This window comes from Cryptosporangium aurantiacum, from assembly GCF_900143005.1.
Classification (GTDB): Bacteria; Actinomycetota; Actinomycetes; order Mycobacteriales; family Cryptosporangiaceae; genus Cryptosporangium; species Cryptosporangium aurantiacum.
The window spans coordinates 39,108-54,751 of record NZ_FRCS01000025.1; the positions used below are offsets into that span (position 1 = coordinate 39,108).

General features: G+C 70.9%; 16 protein-coding genes. 10 read left to right on the forward strand and 6 right to left on the reverse strand.

Features of this window, described 5'->3' with window-relative positions:
* Positions 1-6: 6 nt before the first annotated feature.
* Together BUB75_RS40580 and BUB75_RS40585 are read right to left on the reverse strand one after the other, a co-directional pair.
* Complete coding sequence (locus tag BUB75_RS40580; protein WP_073265575.1) at positions 7-939, reverse strand: glycosyltransferase family 2 protein; 933 nt, start codon at positions 937-939, stop codon at positions 7-9.
* 1 nt (position 940) lies between these two features.
* On the reverse strand, positions 941-1,777 hold the full coding sequence (locus tag BUB75_RS40585) for a glycosyltransferase family 2 protein (RefSeq protein WP_073265577.1): 837 nt from the start codon (positions 1,775-1,777) through the stop codon (positions 941-943).
* Positions 1,778-1,894: 117 nt separating this feature from the next.
* Here BUB75_RS40585 and BUB75_RS40590 point away from each other — a divergent pair, with 117 nt between their 5' ends.
* From BUB75_RS40590 to BUB75_RS40615, 6 genes are all read left to right on the forward strand, one after another.
* On the forward strand, positions 1,895-2,323 hold the full coding sequence (locus BUB75_RS40590; RefSeq protein ID WP_073265579.1) for a YccF domain-containing protein: 429 nt from the start codon (positions 1,895-1,897) through the stop codon (positions 2,321-2,323).
* Positions 2,324-2,339: 16 nt separating this feature from the next.
* A complete protein-coding gene (locus BUB75_RS40595) occupies positions 2,340-3,266 on the forward strand; it encodes a LysR family transcriptional regulator (protein WP_073265581.1) in 927 nt (308 codons plus the stop codon).
* Positions 3,267-3,358: 92 nt separating this feature from the next.
* The gene (locus tag BUB75_RS40600) at positions 3,359-3,838 is read left to right on the forward strand and encodes a hypothetical protein (protein WP_073265583.1); all 480 of its coding nucleotides are present in this window, start codon (positions 3,359-3,361) and stop codon (positions 3,836-3,838) included.
* A gap of 127 nt (positions 3,839-3,965) precedes the next feature.
* Complete coding sequence (locus tag BUB75_RS40605) at positions 3,966-4,664, forward strand: hypothetical protein (RefSeq protein ID WP_073265585.1); 699 nt, start codon at positions 3,966-3,968, stop codon at positions 4,662-4,664.
* A gap of 101 nt (positions 4,665-4,765) precedes the next feature.
* The gene (locus BUB75_RS40610) at positions 4,766-5,725 is read left to right on the forward strand and encodes an ATP-binding protein (RefSeq protein WP_073265587.1); all 960 of its coding nucleotides are present in this window, start codon (positions 4,766-4,768) and stop codon (positions 5,723-5,725) included.
* Positions 5,726-5,750: 25 nt separating this feature from the next.
* Entirely contained in the window at positions 5,751-6,143 is a 393-nt protein-coding gene (locus BUB75_RS40615) for an SCO5389 family protein (protein ID WP_073265589.1), read from the forward strand.
* 64 nt (positions 6,144-6,207) lie between these two features.
* On the opposite strand, the gene BUB75_RS40620 is transcribed toward BUB75_RS40615, so the two are convergent.
* On the reverse strand, positions 6,208-7,389 hold the full coding sequence (locus BUB75_RS40620; RefSeq protein WP_073265653.1) for a glycosyltransferase: 1,182 nt from the start codon (positions 7,387-7,389) through the stop codon (positions 6,208-6,210).
* Positions 7,390-7,570: 181 nt separating this feature from the next.
* Here BUB75_RS40620 and BUB75_RS40625 point away from each other — a divergent pair, with 181 nt between their 5' ends.
* Both BUB75_RS40625 and BUB75_RS40630 read left to right on the forward strand, forming a co-directional pair.
* Positions 7,571-8,551, forward strand: coding sequence for a Gfo/Idh/MocA family protein (locus BUB75_RS40625; protein WP_073265591.1), 981 nt, complete (start codon positions 7,571-7,573; stop codon positions 8,549-8,551).
* Positions 8,544-9,629, forward strand: coding sequence for a zinc-dependent alcohol dehydrogenase (locus tag BUB75_RS40630; protein WP_073265656.1), 1,086 nt, complete (start codon positions 8,544-8,546; stop codon positions 9,627-9,629). Before BUB75_RS40625 ends, BUB75_RS40630 begins: the two co-directional genes overlap by 8 nt.
* Positions 9,630-9,642: 13 nt before the next feature.
* Here BUB75_RS40630 and BUB75_RS40635 read toward each other — a convergent pair whose 3' ends face one another.
* The 3 genes from BUB75_RS40635 to BUB75_RS40645 form a co-directional block, all read right to left on the reverse strand.
* A complete protein-coding gene (locus tag BUB75_RS40635) occupies positions 9,643-10,650 on the reverse strand; it encodes a SemiSWEET family transporter (RefSeq protein WP_073265595.1) in 1,008 nt (335 codons plus the stop codon).
* A gap of 140 nt (positions 10,651-10,790) precedes the next feature.
* A complete protein-coding gene (locus BUB75_RS40640) occupies positions 10,791-11,909 on the reverse strand; it encodes a chitinase (RefSeq protein WP_143175734.1) in 1,119 nt (372 codons plus the stop codon).
* Between the two features lie 272 nt (positions 11,910-12,181).
* On the reverse strand, positions 12,182-13,021 hold the full coding sequence (locus BUB75_RS40645; protein ID WP_143175735.1) for a hypothetical protein: 840 nt from the start codon (positions 13,019-13,021) through the stop codon (positions 12,182-12,184).
* 185 nt (positions 13,022-13,206) lie between these two features.
* On the opposite strand from BUB75_RS40645, the gene BUB75_RS40650 reads away from it, so the two are divergent.
* Entirely contained in the window at positions 13,207-14,949 is a 1,743-nt protein-coding gene (locus tag BUB75_RS40650) for an AfsR/SARP family transcriptional regulator (RefSeq protein WP_073265601.1), read from the forward strand.
* A 30-nt stretch (positions 14,950-14,979) separates the two neighbouring features.
* The gene (locus BUB75_RS40655) at positions 14,980-15,378 is read left to right on the forward strand and encodes a DUF5709 domain-containing protein (protein ID WP_073265603.1); all 399 of its coding nucleotides are present in this window, start codon (positions 14,980-14,982) and stop codon (positions 15,376-15,378) included.
* Positions 15,379-15,644: the final 266 nt, after the last annotated feature.

The following is a 15,644-nucleotide window of genomic DNA, read 5'->3' on the forward strand; positions in this document are numbered from 1 at the left end:
GCGCGGTCATCGGGAACGCACCAGCCCGAGCGTGAAGCCCAGCCCGGTGATGGCGACCCCGACCAGCACCATGCCCGCTTTGGCGAGCCCAGCGGCGTCCCCCTGGCGTAGGTAGGCGCGCATGCCCGCAGGCAGCACCCGGCGCAGGTAGCTGCTCTCCTCGGAGAGCGCCTCAGCGCGATCCGACCGGTTCCGGGTCAGCGTGGCGAGACCGGCCTTGCCGCGGCCCTCCAGCCAGCAGCGGCGGAGGAAGAATCCGACGCTGGAGCGCTCCGCGGGGACGTGGTGCCGGATCACCGCGGCGGGGACGTGCAGCCAGTGCGCACCGGGCGCGGTCCGCGCCATCCGGAGACAGAGTTCGGTGTCCTCGGGCTCGGAGACCTCGCCGACCTTGCCGAAGTCGGCGCGGAAACCGCCGACCGCGGTGAAGATCTCCCGCCGGACGATCATGCTGGCGGCCCAGACGTTGCGGATCGGGTACGGATCGGGCCCGGCTGCCGGCAGCGTCGCGCCGATCACCCAGCCGAACTCCCGGGGGAACCAGCGCGGCTCGCTGCGATGCCAGACCGGCAGGATGCGCCCACCGGCGCCGACGACACGCTCGGCACCGGGTGCATCGAGGGCATCGACGAGCGCCGCGAGCCAGCCCGCTTCGGCGTAGGTGTCGTCGTCGAGGAACGCCACCAGCCGCGTGGTCGCCGCCAGTCCGATCGTGTTCCGCGAGCCGGACGCGCCGCGCTGGTACTGGTTCTCCAGCACGGTGATCTCGTCGCCGTAGTGCTTTATCAGGCGCTCGAAGAGGGCGGGGTTGTGGTCGACGGCGACCACGATCCGGTGCGGATACTCCTGGGCCTGCACCGACGCGATCGTCTCGATCAGCAGGTTCCAGCGCGCCTCGGAGTAGCAGGCGATGCCGACGGTGACCGGGGTGGCGTCCATGTCAGGCGGCACCGTTCACGCGGGCGGGGAGGGTGGTCACGACCGGGGCATCGACCGCGTGCAGCGGCGGCTGAGCCTTCACCGGAGTGCGGACCGGGAGCTTCCGGCTGAACCGTTCGCGCATGATCGTGACCAGGACCCGCCAGCCGTCGCGGAACGTGCGGAGGTTGCTCTCGCCGTGCAGCCGGTCGTACTCGAAGCTCGGGACCTCGGCGATGGCCAGGTCCGCGCGGGCGACCCGGATGTTGATCAGCGTCTCGACCTCGAAGCCGTCGCCCCAGCTGCTCTCGGGCGTGTGCGCGGCGGGGAGGCCGAAGCTCGGGATCGCGTCCTTGCGGAACGCGTTGTAGCCGTAGCAGAGGTCGGTGTAGCGGGTCAGGAACAGGACGTTCGTGAGCGTGTTCAGGCCCCAGTTGCCGGCGCGGCGCAGCGGGCTGATGTCGTCGCTGCCGCCGCCGGGGACGAACCGGCTGCCCTTGACGTAGTCCGCGCCGTTGTCGAGTTCGAGGACGAACGCGTCGATCTCGGCCGGGTCCATCGAGCCGTCGGCGTCGATCATGACGACGTAGTCACCGGTGGCGGCCTCGAACCCGGCGGCGAGCGCGTTGCCCTTACCGCGGCGGGTCTGGCGGATCACCCGGATGTCGGGACGGACCGTGAGGGCTGCCTCGACCGTGCCGTCGACCGAGTTCGCGTCGACGAGGACGATCTCGTCGATGTAGTCGGGCAGCGCGCCCAGAACCGTCGGGATGTTGCGCGCCTCGTTCATCGTGGGGATGACCACGCTGACCGTGTGCCGGGTCGGACGCCCGGTTAACTTCGCCGCTTCGTGAACCATCGCCGTGCTCCCCTGCTCGTGGGTTCGTCACAAGGGAAGAGCACGGAGAGTCACGCCCTGATTCGGCAGAAACCTGTGAATGCTCTCAGAGTGGCGGCTCGGAGAGACACTGGGGTCATGCCCCTCATTCGGCTGATACTGAACGTTCTCTGGCTGGTCCTCGCCGGCTTCTGGCTGGCAGTGGGCTATGTCGTCGCCGGACTGATCTGCTTCGTGCTGATCGTGACGATCCCGTTCGGGGTCGCGTCGTTCCGGATTGCCGGCTACGTCCTCTGGCCGTTCGGCCGGGAGATGGTCCGCAAGCCCGGAGCAGGCGCGGGCGCCGCATTACTCAACGTGATCTGGTTTCTGATCGCCGGATGGTGGCTGGCGCTCGGCCACCTCGTCACCGCGGCGGCGCTGGCGGTGACGATCCTCGGGCTGCCGCTGGCGTGGGCGAACCTGAAGCTGATCCCGATCTCGCTGGTGCCGTTCGGCCGCGAGGTGGTCGACAGCGACCGGATCGTGGTGGCACCGGTGTACCGGACACCTGCCCGGCGGGACTGACTCATAGGCTCTGGTTATGCCTCTTGCGCCGCTCTTCGCCGACCTCGGCAGCTTCGACCTGCTGCTCTCGGTCGCCCGCCTGGGCAGCGTCGGGCAGGCGGCACGCGCGCACGGCGTCTCGCAGCCCGCCGCGAGCGCGCGCCTGCGCCAGCTGGAGCGGCGCCTCGGGATCGCCCTGCTCAACCGGACACCCCGAGGTTCGACGCTCACCACCGAGGGTGCGCTGGTCGCGGACTGGGCGCGCACCGCGATCGAAGCCGCCGAAGCGCTCGCGGCAGGCGTCAGCGCGCTCCGTACCGTCCACGACAGCACGCTGCGGGTCGCCGCGAGCCAGACCGTCGCCGAGTACCTGCTGCCCGGTTGGCTCGTCGCGGTGCGCGCCTCGCACCCGGCGCTCAGCGTCACGCTGGACGCGGTGAACTCCGCAGACGTCGCCCGCCGGGTGCTGGCCGGCGAAGTGGACCTGGGGTTCGTCGAGGGCCCTGACCTGCCCGCCGGGCTGCATGCCGAGCCGGTGCGCGACGACCGGCTGACGGTCGTCGTCGCGCCGGGGCACCCCTGGACGCGGCGGCGGCGACGCGGGATCACCGCCGCCGAACTGGCCGCCACCTCGCTGGTGTCCCGGGAGTCGAGCTCCGGAACTCGCCGGGCGCTGGAGAGCGCGTTGCACGCCGCAGGGGTTGCGACGATCGCACCACCGTTGCTCGAGCTGTCTTCGACCACCGCGATCAAGCACGCGGTGGCGGCAGGCAGCGGACCGGCGGTGCTCAGCTCGCTGGCGATCGTCGGGGAGCTCAGCTCCGGCGCGCTGATCGAGATCCCGGTGAAGACCGCTCCGGGCGCACCACCGCTGGAGATGGAACGCAGCCTGCGTGCGGTGTGGCCGACCGGCCAGCCGCTCTCGGGGCCCGCCCGCGACCTGTACGCGATCGCGCGGAAGTGATTTTGAGAGTTCTCTGATTGCCGCGTCAGGCGGTTGCCGGGCCGGGGTCGGAACGACAAGAATGTAAGCCGCGTGTCTTTGGCAGGTGCACGGTGGGGTGGTGGCAGCACGTGCTCGACTTGGGCTTCTCGTTAGCGATCGCCGCGGTTGCGGTTGTCCTCACGGTTGCCCTGGTCAGCGCCCTCTTACCGGTCAGCGCCGGCCTCGGCGGCGTCGCCGTCACGTTCCTCGGGCTCTCCGGAGCACTGTCCGGGTACTCGGCCTGGCGCTGGGTTCGCTGGGTTCGGTCCCGAGTGGAGCGGATGCACTGGTCAGTGACGGCAGCGCTGGGCGCGGCCGCAACCGCATCCGAGCTGTACGCGATGACGAAGTTGGCGACCGACTCGCTTGTCCACATGCCACAGCAGCTCGCCGGGCTGGCCGGGTTCAGCCTGCTGGCGGCGATCACGGTGGCCATCACCGGCGTCGTCAGCCTCGGCCAGTACCAGCGCGCGATGACCGACCAGATGCTCACCCGGTGGGCCGAGCGGCGTCTGAGCCGCCTCACCGCAGGCGCGCTCACGCCCGCCTGACGCGCTATTCACAACCAGAAGTTGATCCCGCTCCCGGCTGTGGACAGCGGTCGATCGGCACGTTCGGATTCCTAGGGTCGGAGCCGTTGATCAGACGCCCGTCCCAGGGATTGGAGCGCGTCGAACAATGGCCAAGAAGCCGAGTCACCGCAAACGGCAGCAAGCTAAACGGCGAGCCAGGGCACACCGCGCTCGGCGACGTCAGCCGAGCCGTCCCGAGGTCACACCAGCGGCGGCAGCGAGCGACCGCACCGACGCCGCCAGGCGGGAACAAGCGCTCGCCGAACTCCAGGAAGCGCTCCTCACCGCTATTCGGAACGGCGAATTCGTCGTCGACGACGAAGACGAGGACGACGAATTCGACGACTGGGAATTCGAGGACGAGGACGACCTGGGCCATCCGCCGATCGACTTCGAACCGGTAGCGCAGCAGATCCTCGTGGAAGCCGTCGCCGAGATTCTCTCCAACCGCACGGCGGCCCCCGCCATCGAGATCGCGCAACGCCTGCGCGAACAAGAACGGTATGCCGAGTACGACCTCTGTCCCGGCGACAGCGTGATGGTCGGCGAAATGGTCGCGCTGGGCATCCTGCTGGACGTCCGCTACGGGCCGGCCCGGCCCGACACCCGAGCCGCCGTGCGCTGGGTCGGCGACCACCTCGGGGCCGAGCACGCCCGCCGCGCCCTCGGTGTCGCGGATCTGCTCGGGCACCCGGACTCACCACCCTGGTCGACGGTCCGGCCCGGTCCGAGCGACGACGCGAACCTGCTGCCCGCGCTGGTTCTGCTCCTCGCCGGGGCAGCCGCCACGACTCCCGGCGCCTGAGCCGCGCGGACGACACGCGCCGGAGTCGTCACCCAGCGCACACAGTCTCATGATATTCATTTTCATGTCCCGACCACGTTCGACCGATGAGGAGTCCAGCCGTGAAGATCGCGTTCGTCGGAAAGGGTGGTAGCGGCAAGACGACGCTCAGCGCGCTGTTCATCCGTCATCTGGCAGCTGAAGGCCTGCCGGTTCTCGCCTTCGACGCCGACATCAACCAGCACCTCGGCGCGGCGCTGGGGTTGCCGGAGGAGATCAGCGCCTGCCTGGTCCCGCTCGGGCAGCACCTCGACGCGCTCAAGGACTACCTGCGCGGCGACAATCCGCGGATCACGTCCGCCGCGGAGATGATCAAGACCACGCCGCCCGGGCGTGGTTCGCGCTTGCTGCGGGTCGGCGACCACGAGCCGCTGTGGGAGCGGTACGGGTACCCGATCGGCGGCGCCCAGCTGCTCGTCACCGGCCCGTTCGCCGAGTCCGATCTCGGCGTGGCCTGCTACCACAGCAAGGTCGGCGCGGTGGAGTTGCTGCTCAACCACCTCGTCGACGGGCCGGACGAGTACGTCGTCGTCGACATGACCGCGGGCGCCGACGCGTTCGCCTCCGGCCTGTTCACCCGGTTCGACCAGACGGTGCTGGTCGTGGAACCGACGAGGAAGAGCGTCGGGGTCTACCACCAGTACCGCGGATACGCCGCCGAGCACGACGTCGCGATCGCGGTCGTCGGCAACAAGGTGGTCGACGACAGCGATGTCGCGTTCCTGCGCGAGCAGGTCGGATCCGACCTGCTCGGGTACGTGGGGCTCTCGCCGGCGGTCCGGGCCGCCGAGCGCGGCGCGCCCCTGCATCTGGACGATCTGGCGCCGGGCGACCGGGCGACGCTGGCCGCCGTTCGATCCGCGCTCGACGCCACACCGCGCGACTGGCACCGCTACACCCGCCAGGCCGTCGACTTCCATCTCCGGAACGCCGCCGCGTGGGGCGACCAGCGCACCGGCGGCGCGCTGGCCGACCAGGTCGACCCGGACTTCGTCCTCGGCCCGCAGGCACTAACCCACTGAAGATTCGCTCACGAGGAGGCATCACATGTCCCTGAACGTCCCCACCGCGTTGCTCGAGCGTGCCGAGCAGGGCGAGGTCAGCGACGCCGAGTTCGTCGACTGCGTCCGAGAGTCGCTCCCCTATGCCTGGTCGACGATCACCCGCGTGATCGCGGATCTGGAGTCGGGCTCCGACGCGTTCGCCGACGACGCGACCCCGCCCCCCACCGAGGCCGAGCGCGGCCAGCTGCTGCGCGCGCTGGCGAGCGACGCGATCCGCGGCGGGTTGGAGCGGCACTTCGGTGTCGCGCTGGCGTTCCAGAACTGCCACCGGGTCGCGGCGTTCCGGCCGTCCGCGGTCGGTGGCCCGGAACACCGCGCGTTCACCTCGGTGCGCGGCCAGATCCTCAACCAGTCGCCGGAACTCCGCGACTGCTGAGCCCAGGGCGCCGGTGCCGACCGCTCCACTCGGAGCGGTCGGCGCCGGACTGCGGCCGTCCGGCTCAGCTCACCGGGGCTTCCAGCAGCAGGTCGTCGGTGGGCGGCTGCACCGATCGGATCTGCTCGTACAGCGCCAGGTACGCGTCGGCGGCCTTGGCCGGCGTGAACCGGCGGGCGGCGGTCCAGGTGCACGCCCGCGGGTCGATCCGGCCCGCCAACTGCCACGCCTCGGCCAGCCCGTCCTCGTCGTCGGCGAGCAGACCCGTGACGCCCTGGTCGACCAGTTCCGGCAGGCACCCGCGGCTCAGCCCGATCACCGGGGTTCCCAGCGCCAGCGATTCGACTACCGCGGTTCCGCCCGGCTCCTCCCACAGCAGCGGGAACAGCGTCGCCCGCGCGGTGGCCACCAGCCGATCGCGCTCCGCACCGGCAACGGTGCCGATCCACTGCACGCGGTCGCCGTCCACGTGCGGCGCCACCTCTTCCAGCCAGTACCGCACGTCCGGATAGGACAGCGCGACGCCGTCCGGCTCGTTCAACGCGGCATGCAGGTCCGCCGGGCGGTAGTACGGGCCGACCGGCCCGGCGAGCACCAGCCGCTCCCCCAGCACGTGGGCCATCCGCGCGGCGATGTGCTGACCCTTGGAATGGGTGATCCGGCCGAGGATGACGCCGTGGTCACCCTTCGCAGGCAGCGGACGCTGGTCGGCGTCGGTCGCGAGTGGCGTGGGCAGGTAGACGTGGCCGACGCTGTGCGCACGCAGCGCGTCGGGCGCGCGGTTCATCTGCGACGCCGAGACCCCGTTGACGAACACCCGGCCACCGGCGTCGAAGCTCCCGTACAGCTCGGGGTGCTTCGCCAGGTCCCAGTGCAGGGTGTGGAGCACCGGCACCGGGGAGCCCGCAGCCAGCACGACCGGCCCCCAGGCTTCCACGTGGTCGTGCACCACGTCGATCTCCGGACGCCGTGCCAGCTCCTGCGCGACCTGGTGCATGTGCGCGGCGACGATCCCCGCGGCACGGTTGTAGGGCTGCTGCAGTTGGGCGAACTGCCCGTCGGCGAACGTCACCACCATGTCGTCGACCGGCAGCGTGCTGGTCCCCACGGTCGAGAGCACGATCCGTACCCCGCGCCGACGGAGTTCCGGAATCAGCGCGGCGATCACGTTCTCGATCCCGCCGTAACCATTGGGCGGTACGGGTAACCAGGGACCCGCATTCATCAGGACGGTAAGCGTCGGCATCGGCACCTCCCAGGCCCAGCAGGCCATCACCCCGTTTTCACCTGATGAAACGTAGGTCGGCCGCCGTTTTTCGCGAGCAAGGGGGCGCCTAGGGCACGTTCCGCCCAGTAAAGGAACGAAACGGGCCACGTTTTGGTCGTCCGGCAGCGGGAACCGATCGCTCGAACAGGGGAGGCAATGGATGCGCACATCCCGGTACCGCGTCGGCTTCGTCGGAGCCGGCGGGGTCGCGACCAGACACGCCGCCGTACTGTCCGAGTTCCCGGACGTCTCGATCGTCGGCGTCGTCGATCCGAATCCGGACGCCGCCAGAACGCTCGCCGAACAGGCTGGCGCCACCGTCGAGCAGTCCGTCGACGACCTCCTGGCCCGGGAGGTCGACGCGGTTTACGTCTGCGTGCCACCGTTCGCCCACGGCCCGGCGGAGGCCGCGGTCCTGGCGGCCGGGGTTCCGCTCTTCGTGGAGAAGCCGCTGGGCCTGGACGTGGAGTTACCGGCCGAGTTGGCCGCGCAGGTGGTCGCGGCCGACGTGGTCACCGGCGTCGGATTCCACTGGCGGTACTCGGCCGCGCTGGAGCGCGCCAGGGAAGCGCTTGCCGGCCGGCCGGTCAGCCTGGTTGCCGGTACCTGGCTGGACAAGGTGCCCCCGGTCGGCTGGTGGCCACGCCGGGACGGCTCGGGCGGACAGTTGATCGAACAGGCCGTGCACGTAGTCGACCTGGCCCGGGTGCTGGTCGGCGAAGTCGTGGAGGTCTACGCGGCCGCCGACGCCTCCCCGCCGAATGCCCCGGGCGCCGACGTCGACAGCTCCGCTGCGGCGACGCTGCGCTTCGCGTCGGGTGCGGTCGGGACGCTCTCGACCACCTGCCGGCTCGGGTGGAAGCACCGGGCCGCGCTCGAGCTGTACGCGGACGGCGTCGCGGTGGCGGTGTCGGAGGACGGCTGCGAGGTCCGGACCGCGGACGGTACCGAGTGGTTCCCGGTGGATCCGATGGACGCCAAGCGCGCGGTCGACCGTGCGTTCCTGGACGCGGTCGGCGGCGACCGGTCGGGCGTACTGGTCGACTACGTGGACGCGTTACGCAGCCACCAGCTCGCCTGTGCACTCGCCACGTCGGTGGCCGAACGGCGCCCGGTCGAGCTGGTGCATGCCGATGTCTGAGCGCGTACTCGTCGTGGAGGAACCGGGTCGTCCGGTGATCCGGGAGGAGAAGCTCGGCGATCCGCTCCCCGAGGGCAGGATCGCGGTCGAGACGATCTACAGCGGGCTGTCCGCGGGCACCGAACTGGCCGCCGTGAAGGGCACCACGCCGTTCGCCACCTCGACCTGGGACGCCGAACTCGGGCTGTTCCGGCCCGGCGAATCCGCGGGGTACCCGATCGAACGGCTCGGTTACATGGAGGTCGGCCGGGTCGTCGAGAGCCGGTCCGCGGGGTTCGAGGTCGGGACGCCGGTCGCGATGGCGTACGGGCACCGCACCGGCTACCGGGCGGACCCGCTCGTCGACCGGATCGTCCCGCTGCCCGCCGACCTCGACCCGATGCTCGGGGTGTACGTCGCACACGCCGGGCCGATCTGCGCGAACGGCCTGCTGCACGCGGCCGCCGACCTGTACGGCGAGGTGCGGTCCCTCGGGGACGGCGTCCGCGGTCGGCGAGTCGTCACCATCGGCGCCGGGATGGTCGGCCTGCTCACCTCGCTGTTCGCCCGGCATCACGGTGCCGCGTCGGTCGTCGTGGTGGACCCCACCCCGTCGCGCCGCCAGGTCGCCGAATCGCTCGGGTTGGAGACGCTCGACCCGGACGCCGAGGACGCCGCGCTCGTGCTGAAGACCCGCTGGCGGCACGCGGCCGCTGACCACGGAGCCGACGTGGTGTTCCAGTGCCGCGGACGGGCCGAGGCACTGGCGCTCGCGCTGCGGCTGCTGCGGCCCCAGGGCACGGTCATCGACCTGGCGTTCTACCAGGGCGGTGCGGACGTCGTGCGGCTCGGCGAGGAGTTCCACCACAACGGGCTGAGCGTGCGGTGCGCGCAGATCGGCCGGGTGCCGCGGGGCGCCGCGCACGCGTGGGATCGGGATCGGCTGTCCGGGGAGACGATCGACCTTCTCCGGGCGGACGGTGGCGCGGTCCGGGAACACTTGATCACCGACGTGGTGCCGTTCGACGAGGCGCCGGAGTACCTCTGCGAGCTGGCCGATCGCCGTCGCCAGAGCGTCCAGACCGTTTTTACGTTCTGACGCGAGGGCTGGCTCAGGCGGGCGTCAGCTCACGGGCGCGGGAGCGAACCGCCGCCCGGCCGCGGGCCGGGTGGCGGTGCGCCATCGCCCGGCGCGGGTGCGTCGAACCCGGGGTGCGCAGCAGGCGCGCGCCGGTGACGCACAGCGGCCGCGGACTCCCCGCCGCGAGAGCGGCGTGGGCGGCCGGCACGGCGGGCACAGCCAGCACAGCGGGCACAGCCAGCACAGCCAGCACAGGGGGCGCGGCCGGCACGGCGGGCGCGGCCGGCACGGCGGGCGCGGCGGCGAGGTCCGCGAGCACGGGCAGCACCACGGTCGCGTCCACGGCGACCGGCGCCGCGGCCGGAGCCGCGACCGGCACGGCGCCCGACGCGGCGGCCGGAGCCGGGGCGGCGGCCGGAGCCGGGGCGGCGGCCTTGGCGCGGGTGCGGCGGTAGGCGCGAGCCAGCAGCACGAGCACCAGCGTCCCCATGAACAGCTGCCATACGTTCGGCGCCCAGATCGCGGCGTCCGCCAGCAGGATGCCGTGGCCCAGCCACGCGATCGTGCAGGCCAGCCCCAGTACACAGGACACCGGCGAGATCCCGGAGACGTCCGGGTTACGGATCAGCGAAACCAGCTGCGGAATGCCCGGCAGCACGGTCGCGAGCGCCGCCACGGTCCCGACCGCAGCCGGACCGCCGACCATGTTCAGCGCCACCGCGACGAGCAGTACGGCGACCAAGCCGAGCGCCCAGCGCGGCGCGGTCCGGCGGGCCTGCGGCATCATCCGGTAGACCATCACCAGGATCGCGAGACCGATCGTGCTGTTCACCGCGTTGCAGACGATCTGCACGGCGCCGGCGCCGGACAGGCCGTAGAACAGCCAGAGCACTGAGTTCTGCAGGCTCAGCCAGAGACGCGCGGGCGGGATACCGGACACCATGCCCCGGACGCAGCTGCGGTGCGCCTGCGGAAGGTTGAAGCCGATCGCCAGGATCGTGGCAACCCAGCCCAGTACCCACGCTGCTTCCAACCGCATCCCCGGAACGCCCCCGCTTCGTTGAAACGCGGACCCCCCGGCCCGCTGACACGGGTCGATTCGGCGTGCGGTGGTGCGAGGTGAACGAAGACCGGCTCAGGCACCCGACGAGCACCCGGTCCGCTCCGGCGGGGAAACTCTCAGGCCAGGAACGCCTTGGCGACCGCGTATTTGCTGTCGCTCGCTCCCGAGCAGGCGTCCGAGCTGGCGTTCGCCTCGGTGCCGTCGGTGCACGGCTGGTCGCGGGCGAGCTGCCACATCGACACCCAGGCTGCACCCACCGAGCGCGCGAACGCGGTCAGCTGTTTGGCGTCCGTCGCGGTGAACACCTCGGTGGCCGGCTCGTTGACGCCGATCAGCGTCGTCACCGCGACCCGCGACCAGGCCGCCGAGTCCGACAGCCCGAACGCGCTCTTGACCTGCTTCTGCGTGGCCTTCATCGACTGGATCGCGTAGTAGCCCATCCGGCCGTCCGGGTCCGGTGCCGCGGAGTCGCCGAAGTCCATCGCCATCACGTTCACCGCGTGGATCGTCGCCCCGTTGCTCGCCGCGCTGTTGAGCAGGCTGACGCCGTCCGCGGTGAGACCGGTCGGGTTGACCGGTAGCGTCACCGATACGTCCAGCGACTTGCCCGCAGCCGCCGCGGTCCGCTGCAGGATCGTGATCGCCTGCGACCGCCGATCGTTGGCCGCGCTGTCGGTGAGCACACCGCCCTCGACGTCGAAGTCGACCCTCGTCGCCGAGTACGTGTCGATGACGCCCTGGTACGCAGCGGCCAGTTCCTCGGCCGACGAGCAGCTCGCCGCGAGCTCGGTGCCGGACTCACCGCCGAACGAGATCCGAACCTGTCCACCGGCGCCCCGGAACGCGGAGATCTTGCTCTTGACCGACGCGTCGCTGACCTCGGTCGCGCCGTCCCAGGTGGCCGAGCAACCGCTGCCCGAGATGATGAATGCGAGGTTGAGGTGCGTGATCCCGGCCTTCCGCACAGCCACCAGCTCCGCCGCCGAGTACTGCAGCACGTCGACGTAGGGCGCGAACTCGGTGCCGTCGGACCCCACGGGCTTCGGCGTCGGTGAGCTCTTGCCGACGCCCGGCGGTAAGTGCGACCGGCTCACCCGGGGACGAGAGTCCGCGGACGGGGCGGGATCGGTCGACGGGGTCTCCTCGTCGCAGACCTCCGCGCTGCAGCCCTCGGCGAGCGGCGGAGCCTCGTCGCGAATCGTCGGGCCGACCGCGGCGTAGGCGCCGGTGGTCATGCCGAAGGCGACGACGAGACCGATCGAGACCAGAAGCCGTCGGGACGTCCGCCGCCGGTACGAACCCCGGCTCGGACGAGAAGCGGCGGATCGCACGGGGTTGAACTCCAGGGTTTTGCGGTTGCTCAGTCATGGACCTTATCGGTCCAGAGTCATCGGGCGTTGCCGCCGACGACGGCTCTTAAGGCCCCTTTAGGCAGACGTCTATCCAGCTCACAGGCTGGCCGTGGCGCCAGGCGGCCGCCCCCGTCCCAGCGGCCGCCCGACGCATTTCACTCCCCGTCGAACATCTCGTAGATGAACTCGGGCGCGTCCGTGGCCTCGGCGGCCGTGGGCGTGGTGACCGGCTTGGGCGACCCGTAGCCGCTGTACTTGACCTGATACGTGAACGCCTTGGTGGAGCCGGCTGCGGGCACCTGCAACGCGAACTCGGTGAGCCGACCGCCGGTGACGGTGGCGGTGAACGGCAGGTTCTTGGCCTCCGCGCCGAGCTCGGTCATCTCCGCCTCGTCGACGAGGTCGACGATCCCCGACGCGACGAGGTCGAGCGTGCCGCTATAGGTGCCCGGGGCCGTTTCTACTGCGGACTTCACCGCCTTGACCAGGCGTTCGGTGCCGGCCGGGTCGTAGTCCTCGGATTCCCACTCGAGCGGCAGGTCCGAGGCCTTCGCCACCTTCGTCCGGTCGAGCAGCAGCCACTTGTCCGGGATGTCCGGCAGCCCCAGACTCTCGGCCTTGGAGATGGAGACCCGTACCCAGGCCTTCCGGTCGACCACGAGGAAGCCGACCGCCATCGTCCCCACCTCGGCGTCGGTCGACTTCACGTGCAGGTCGTACGCCTTACCCGGACCGTTGACCCGGCCGCTGAAGTTGGCATCCGTGGTCGGCGCACCCACGTGCGTGATCTGGTACTCGTGCGGCTCGGTGCTCGCCGTCGGCGCGGCTTCGATCAGCTTCTCCTCCGGCGTCTTCTCGACGACCTTGTCGACCGCCTTCGCGACGGGAGAAGACTCCTCGACCAGGCCGCAGCCGGCGACCAGCACCGCGCACAGGGCGAGTGCCGTTCCGGCGCCCAGCGCCCGGACTCGGCGGGGCTTCACTGCAGAACGCATGACTTCTCGACTTCCGATCCGATGGTGCCGTCGGGACGGCTGGGACGCGAGTGACCGCGCACCCGCAGCCTGGCGAGGCCTACTGCGGAAGTACTGCGGTGCGACTGCCGAATGACTGCCGAGGGAGATTCTGTGCGGTTGCTATGGTCCTGACGGCGCGGGGGCGCCGTCGGAGGAGGTACGGCGTGGAGGGCGGCGACGCCGAACAAACGCTGCGTTTCGCCGTCCTCGGTCCCGTTCGGGCATGGCGCGGCGACGCCGAACTCGACCTCGGACCCGGCAAGCAGCGCGCGGTGCTCGCCGTGCTGCTCCTCACCGCGAACCGCCCGGTACCGGCTAGCCGCATCGTCGACGCGGTCTGGGACGACGCGCCCCCGGCGAACGGCACGAACGTCGTCCAGAAGTACGTCGCGGGCTTACGCCGGGTTCTGGAGCCGGACCGCTCGCCTCGGGCACCCTCCCGGGTCCTGACGCTGGAGGACGGCGGGTATCGGCTGAACGTCGCCGACCTGGATGCGCAGACGTTCGAGTCGCTGGTGCGGAGTGCTGAGTCCCGCCGCCGGGACGACGACGCCGACGGCGCGGCCCTCCAACTGCGCCGCGCGGTGCAGCTCTGGCAGGGACAGCCGCTGGCCGGGCTCTCCGGGCGGTGGTTCGAGACGGCACGGCAGCGACTGGGCGAGGGACACGCAACCGCGTGGGAGTCGCTGGCCGAGATCGAGTTGGAACTCGGCCTGTACGCCGGGCTGGCCAGTGAGCTGAGCCTCCTGGTCGAGGAGTATCCCGGGCGGGAAGGCCTGCGGGCGGCGCTGATGCTCGCGCTCTACCGCTCGGGCCGGCAGGTCGAGGCGCTGGCCGCGTACCGGGACGCCCAGCGCTATCTGGGTGACGAGTTCGGGGTCGACCCGGGCGCGCGGCTCCAGGAACTGCACCAGCGGATCCTGGCGTCCGATCCGTCCCTCACTCCGGCTGCCCCGTCGACGGCCGCGGAGTCCACTCCCGACCCCGACGAGCGGCCAGCGGAGTACATCCCCGCCTCCCTGCCGCTGCCGGCGGCCCCCGCGGCGCACGGCCCGCCTCCGTTCAGCTCGCCGCCCTACAGCCCGCCGCCGCACAGCGGGCCCCCCTACAGCGGGCCCCCCTACAGCTCGCCGCCGTTTCACCCGCCTCCGAACGGCCCGCCGCTGTCCGGCGGGCCGCCGGTGCACGTCGCCGCGCTCGGCCCGCCACCGAGACCCACCGCGTCCCGCGTGTACGTCTGGATGAAGGCGATCCTCCTCGCCGCCATCCCGCTGTTCACCTGCGGCACGGGCACCTGGGTGGTCATCGGTTACCTCGCCGTGCGGCGGCGCAGCCTGCTGAACGCGGTGAGCGCGATCCTCTACGCGACGTTCACCGTCATGCTGGTCATCTGGGTGTTGCAGCTGGACTACGTCGAATCCGAGCCGCCGCTCGTGGCCTCGGACCTCCTGGCCTTCCCGGGCTTGTTCGTCTCACCGTTCGTCGGAGCCGTCCACACGTTCGTGCTCGCGCTCACGGACTTCCGCCGCCCGCCATGGGCGCTGGCCGAGGCCGCGGATCTCAGCGCGCAGATGGATCGCATGCGCGCGCTGCAAATCCTCACCTACCACCCGCACATGGCGCTGGAATTGCGCATCGGCCGCCCGGACCTGCCGCGCTGGTTCGGCGACGGCGGTCTGATCGACGTGAACGCGGCACCGGAGTACGTGCTGGCGCGAGTCCCCTGTCTGACGTTCGAACAGATCACTCGCCTCATGCTCGATCGGGAAATGCACGGCCCGTATCAGTCGGTGCACGATCTGGTCCGCAGGCATCCGGACTTACGCACGAACTACTCCGCGCTCCACCGCCTGGTGGTGATCCGAACGCCCACCGGTGCGACGTATGACCATGGCACGGATGGGTAGGCCAGGAGAAACCTGACCGACGGAGGATCCATGAGCACCGAGCACCACGCCGATCCGGTCACCGACCCGGAGGCCGAGGGGCTTCCGGCCTACGCCGACGACGACTCGTTCGCGGACCCGGGGCGGGACTCCGCACGCGTGGCAGACGGCCCGTCGCCGGCGGCTCTGCCCACCGACCGACCGCTCGGCGTGACCGAGTTCGGCACCACCGCGAACGAGCAGCGCGAGGGTGAGCCGCTGGAGGACCGGCTGCGCCGCGAGGAGCCGGACGTCGTCGAACGAGCCGTCGACGACGAGGCCGGGCGACTCGTCGAGCCGGACGAGGGTGCTCACACCGACGACGAGCCGGACGCGATCGCTTTCGAGCGTGGGACCGGCGGCGCGACCGCCGAGGAACAAGCCGTCCACGTGGTCCGCGACCTGGCCTGACGTCAGCTCTCCGACGAGCGGCGGGCCGCCCCGATCGGGGCGGCCCGCCGTTCCTTATGCGCAGCCCTCCGAAGTTATGCCGCTTTTAAATAATGCCCCGGCAACCTTTTTTCGAATTCCCACCATTGCAATTCCGAATGGTTGACGACACTCTTTCCCCGACTAATATCACCAATTGTTTCCGGGGTGAATAGCACAGGAGTGTTGACGGTTTGGCACAGCACGGCAGGAGATCAGCCCGACGGTGGGCCATCGGGACGGTCGCG

Bases quoted from the DNA above. Each gene is read 5' to 3' on its own strand.
- BUB75_RS40585 (WP_073265577.1), bottom strand. From the start codon at position 1,777: ATGGTTCACGAAGCGGCGAAGTTAACCGGGCGTCCGACCCGGCACACG.
- BUB75_RS40595 (WP_073265581.1), top strand. From the start codon at position 2,340: ATGCCTCTTGCGCCGCTCTTCGCCGACCTCGGCAGCTTCGACCTGCTG.
- BUB75_RS40625 (WP_073265591.1), top strand. From the start codon at position 7,571: ATGCGCACATCCCGGTACCGCGTCGGCTTCGTCGGAGCCGGCGGGGTC.
- BUB75_RS40580 (WP_073265575.1), bottom strand. From the start codon at position 939: ATGGACGCCACCCCGGTCACCGTCGGCATCGCCTGCTACTCCGAGGCG.
- BUB75_RS40605 (WP_073265585.1), top strand. From the start codon at position 3,966: ATGGCCAAGAAGCCGAGTCACCGCAAACGGCAGCAAGCTAAACGGCGA.
- BUB75_RS40590 (WP_073265579.1), top strand. From the start codon at position 1,895: ATGCCCCTCATTCGGCTGATACTGAACGTTCTCTGGCTGGTCCTCGCC.
- BUB75_RS40640 (WP_143175734.1), bottom strand. From the start codon at position 11,909: ATGACCACCGGCGCCTACGCCGCGGTCGGCCCGACGATTCGCGACGAG.
- BUB75_RS40620 (WP_073265653.1), bottom strand. From the start codon at position 7,389: ATGCCGACGCTTACCGTCCTGATGAATGCGGGTCCCTGGTTACCCGTA.
- BUB75_RS40630 (WP_073265656.1), top strand. From the start codon at position 8,544: ATGTCTGAGCGCGTACTCGTCGTGGAGGAACCGGGTCGTCCGGTGATC.
- BUB75_RS40655 (WP_073265603.1), top strand. From the start codon at position 14,980: ATGAGCACCGAGCACCACGCCGATCCGGTCACCGACCCGGAGGCCGAG.
- BUB75_RS40645 (WP_143175735.1), bottom strand. From the start codon at position 13,021: ATGCGTTCTGCAGTGAAGCCCCGCCGAGTCCGGGCGCTGGGCGCCGGA.
- BUB75_RS40635 (WP_073265595.1), bottom strand. From the start codon at position 10,650: ATGCGGTTGGAAGCAGCGTGGGTACTGGGCTGGGTTGCCACGATCCTG.
- BUB75_RS40615 (WP_073265589.1), top strand. From the start codon at position 5,751: ATGTCCCTGAACGTCCCCACCGCGTTGCTCGAGCGTGCCGAGCAGGGC.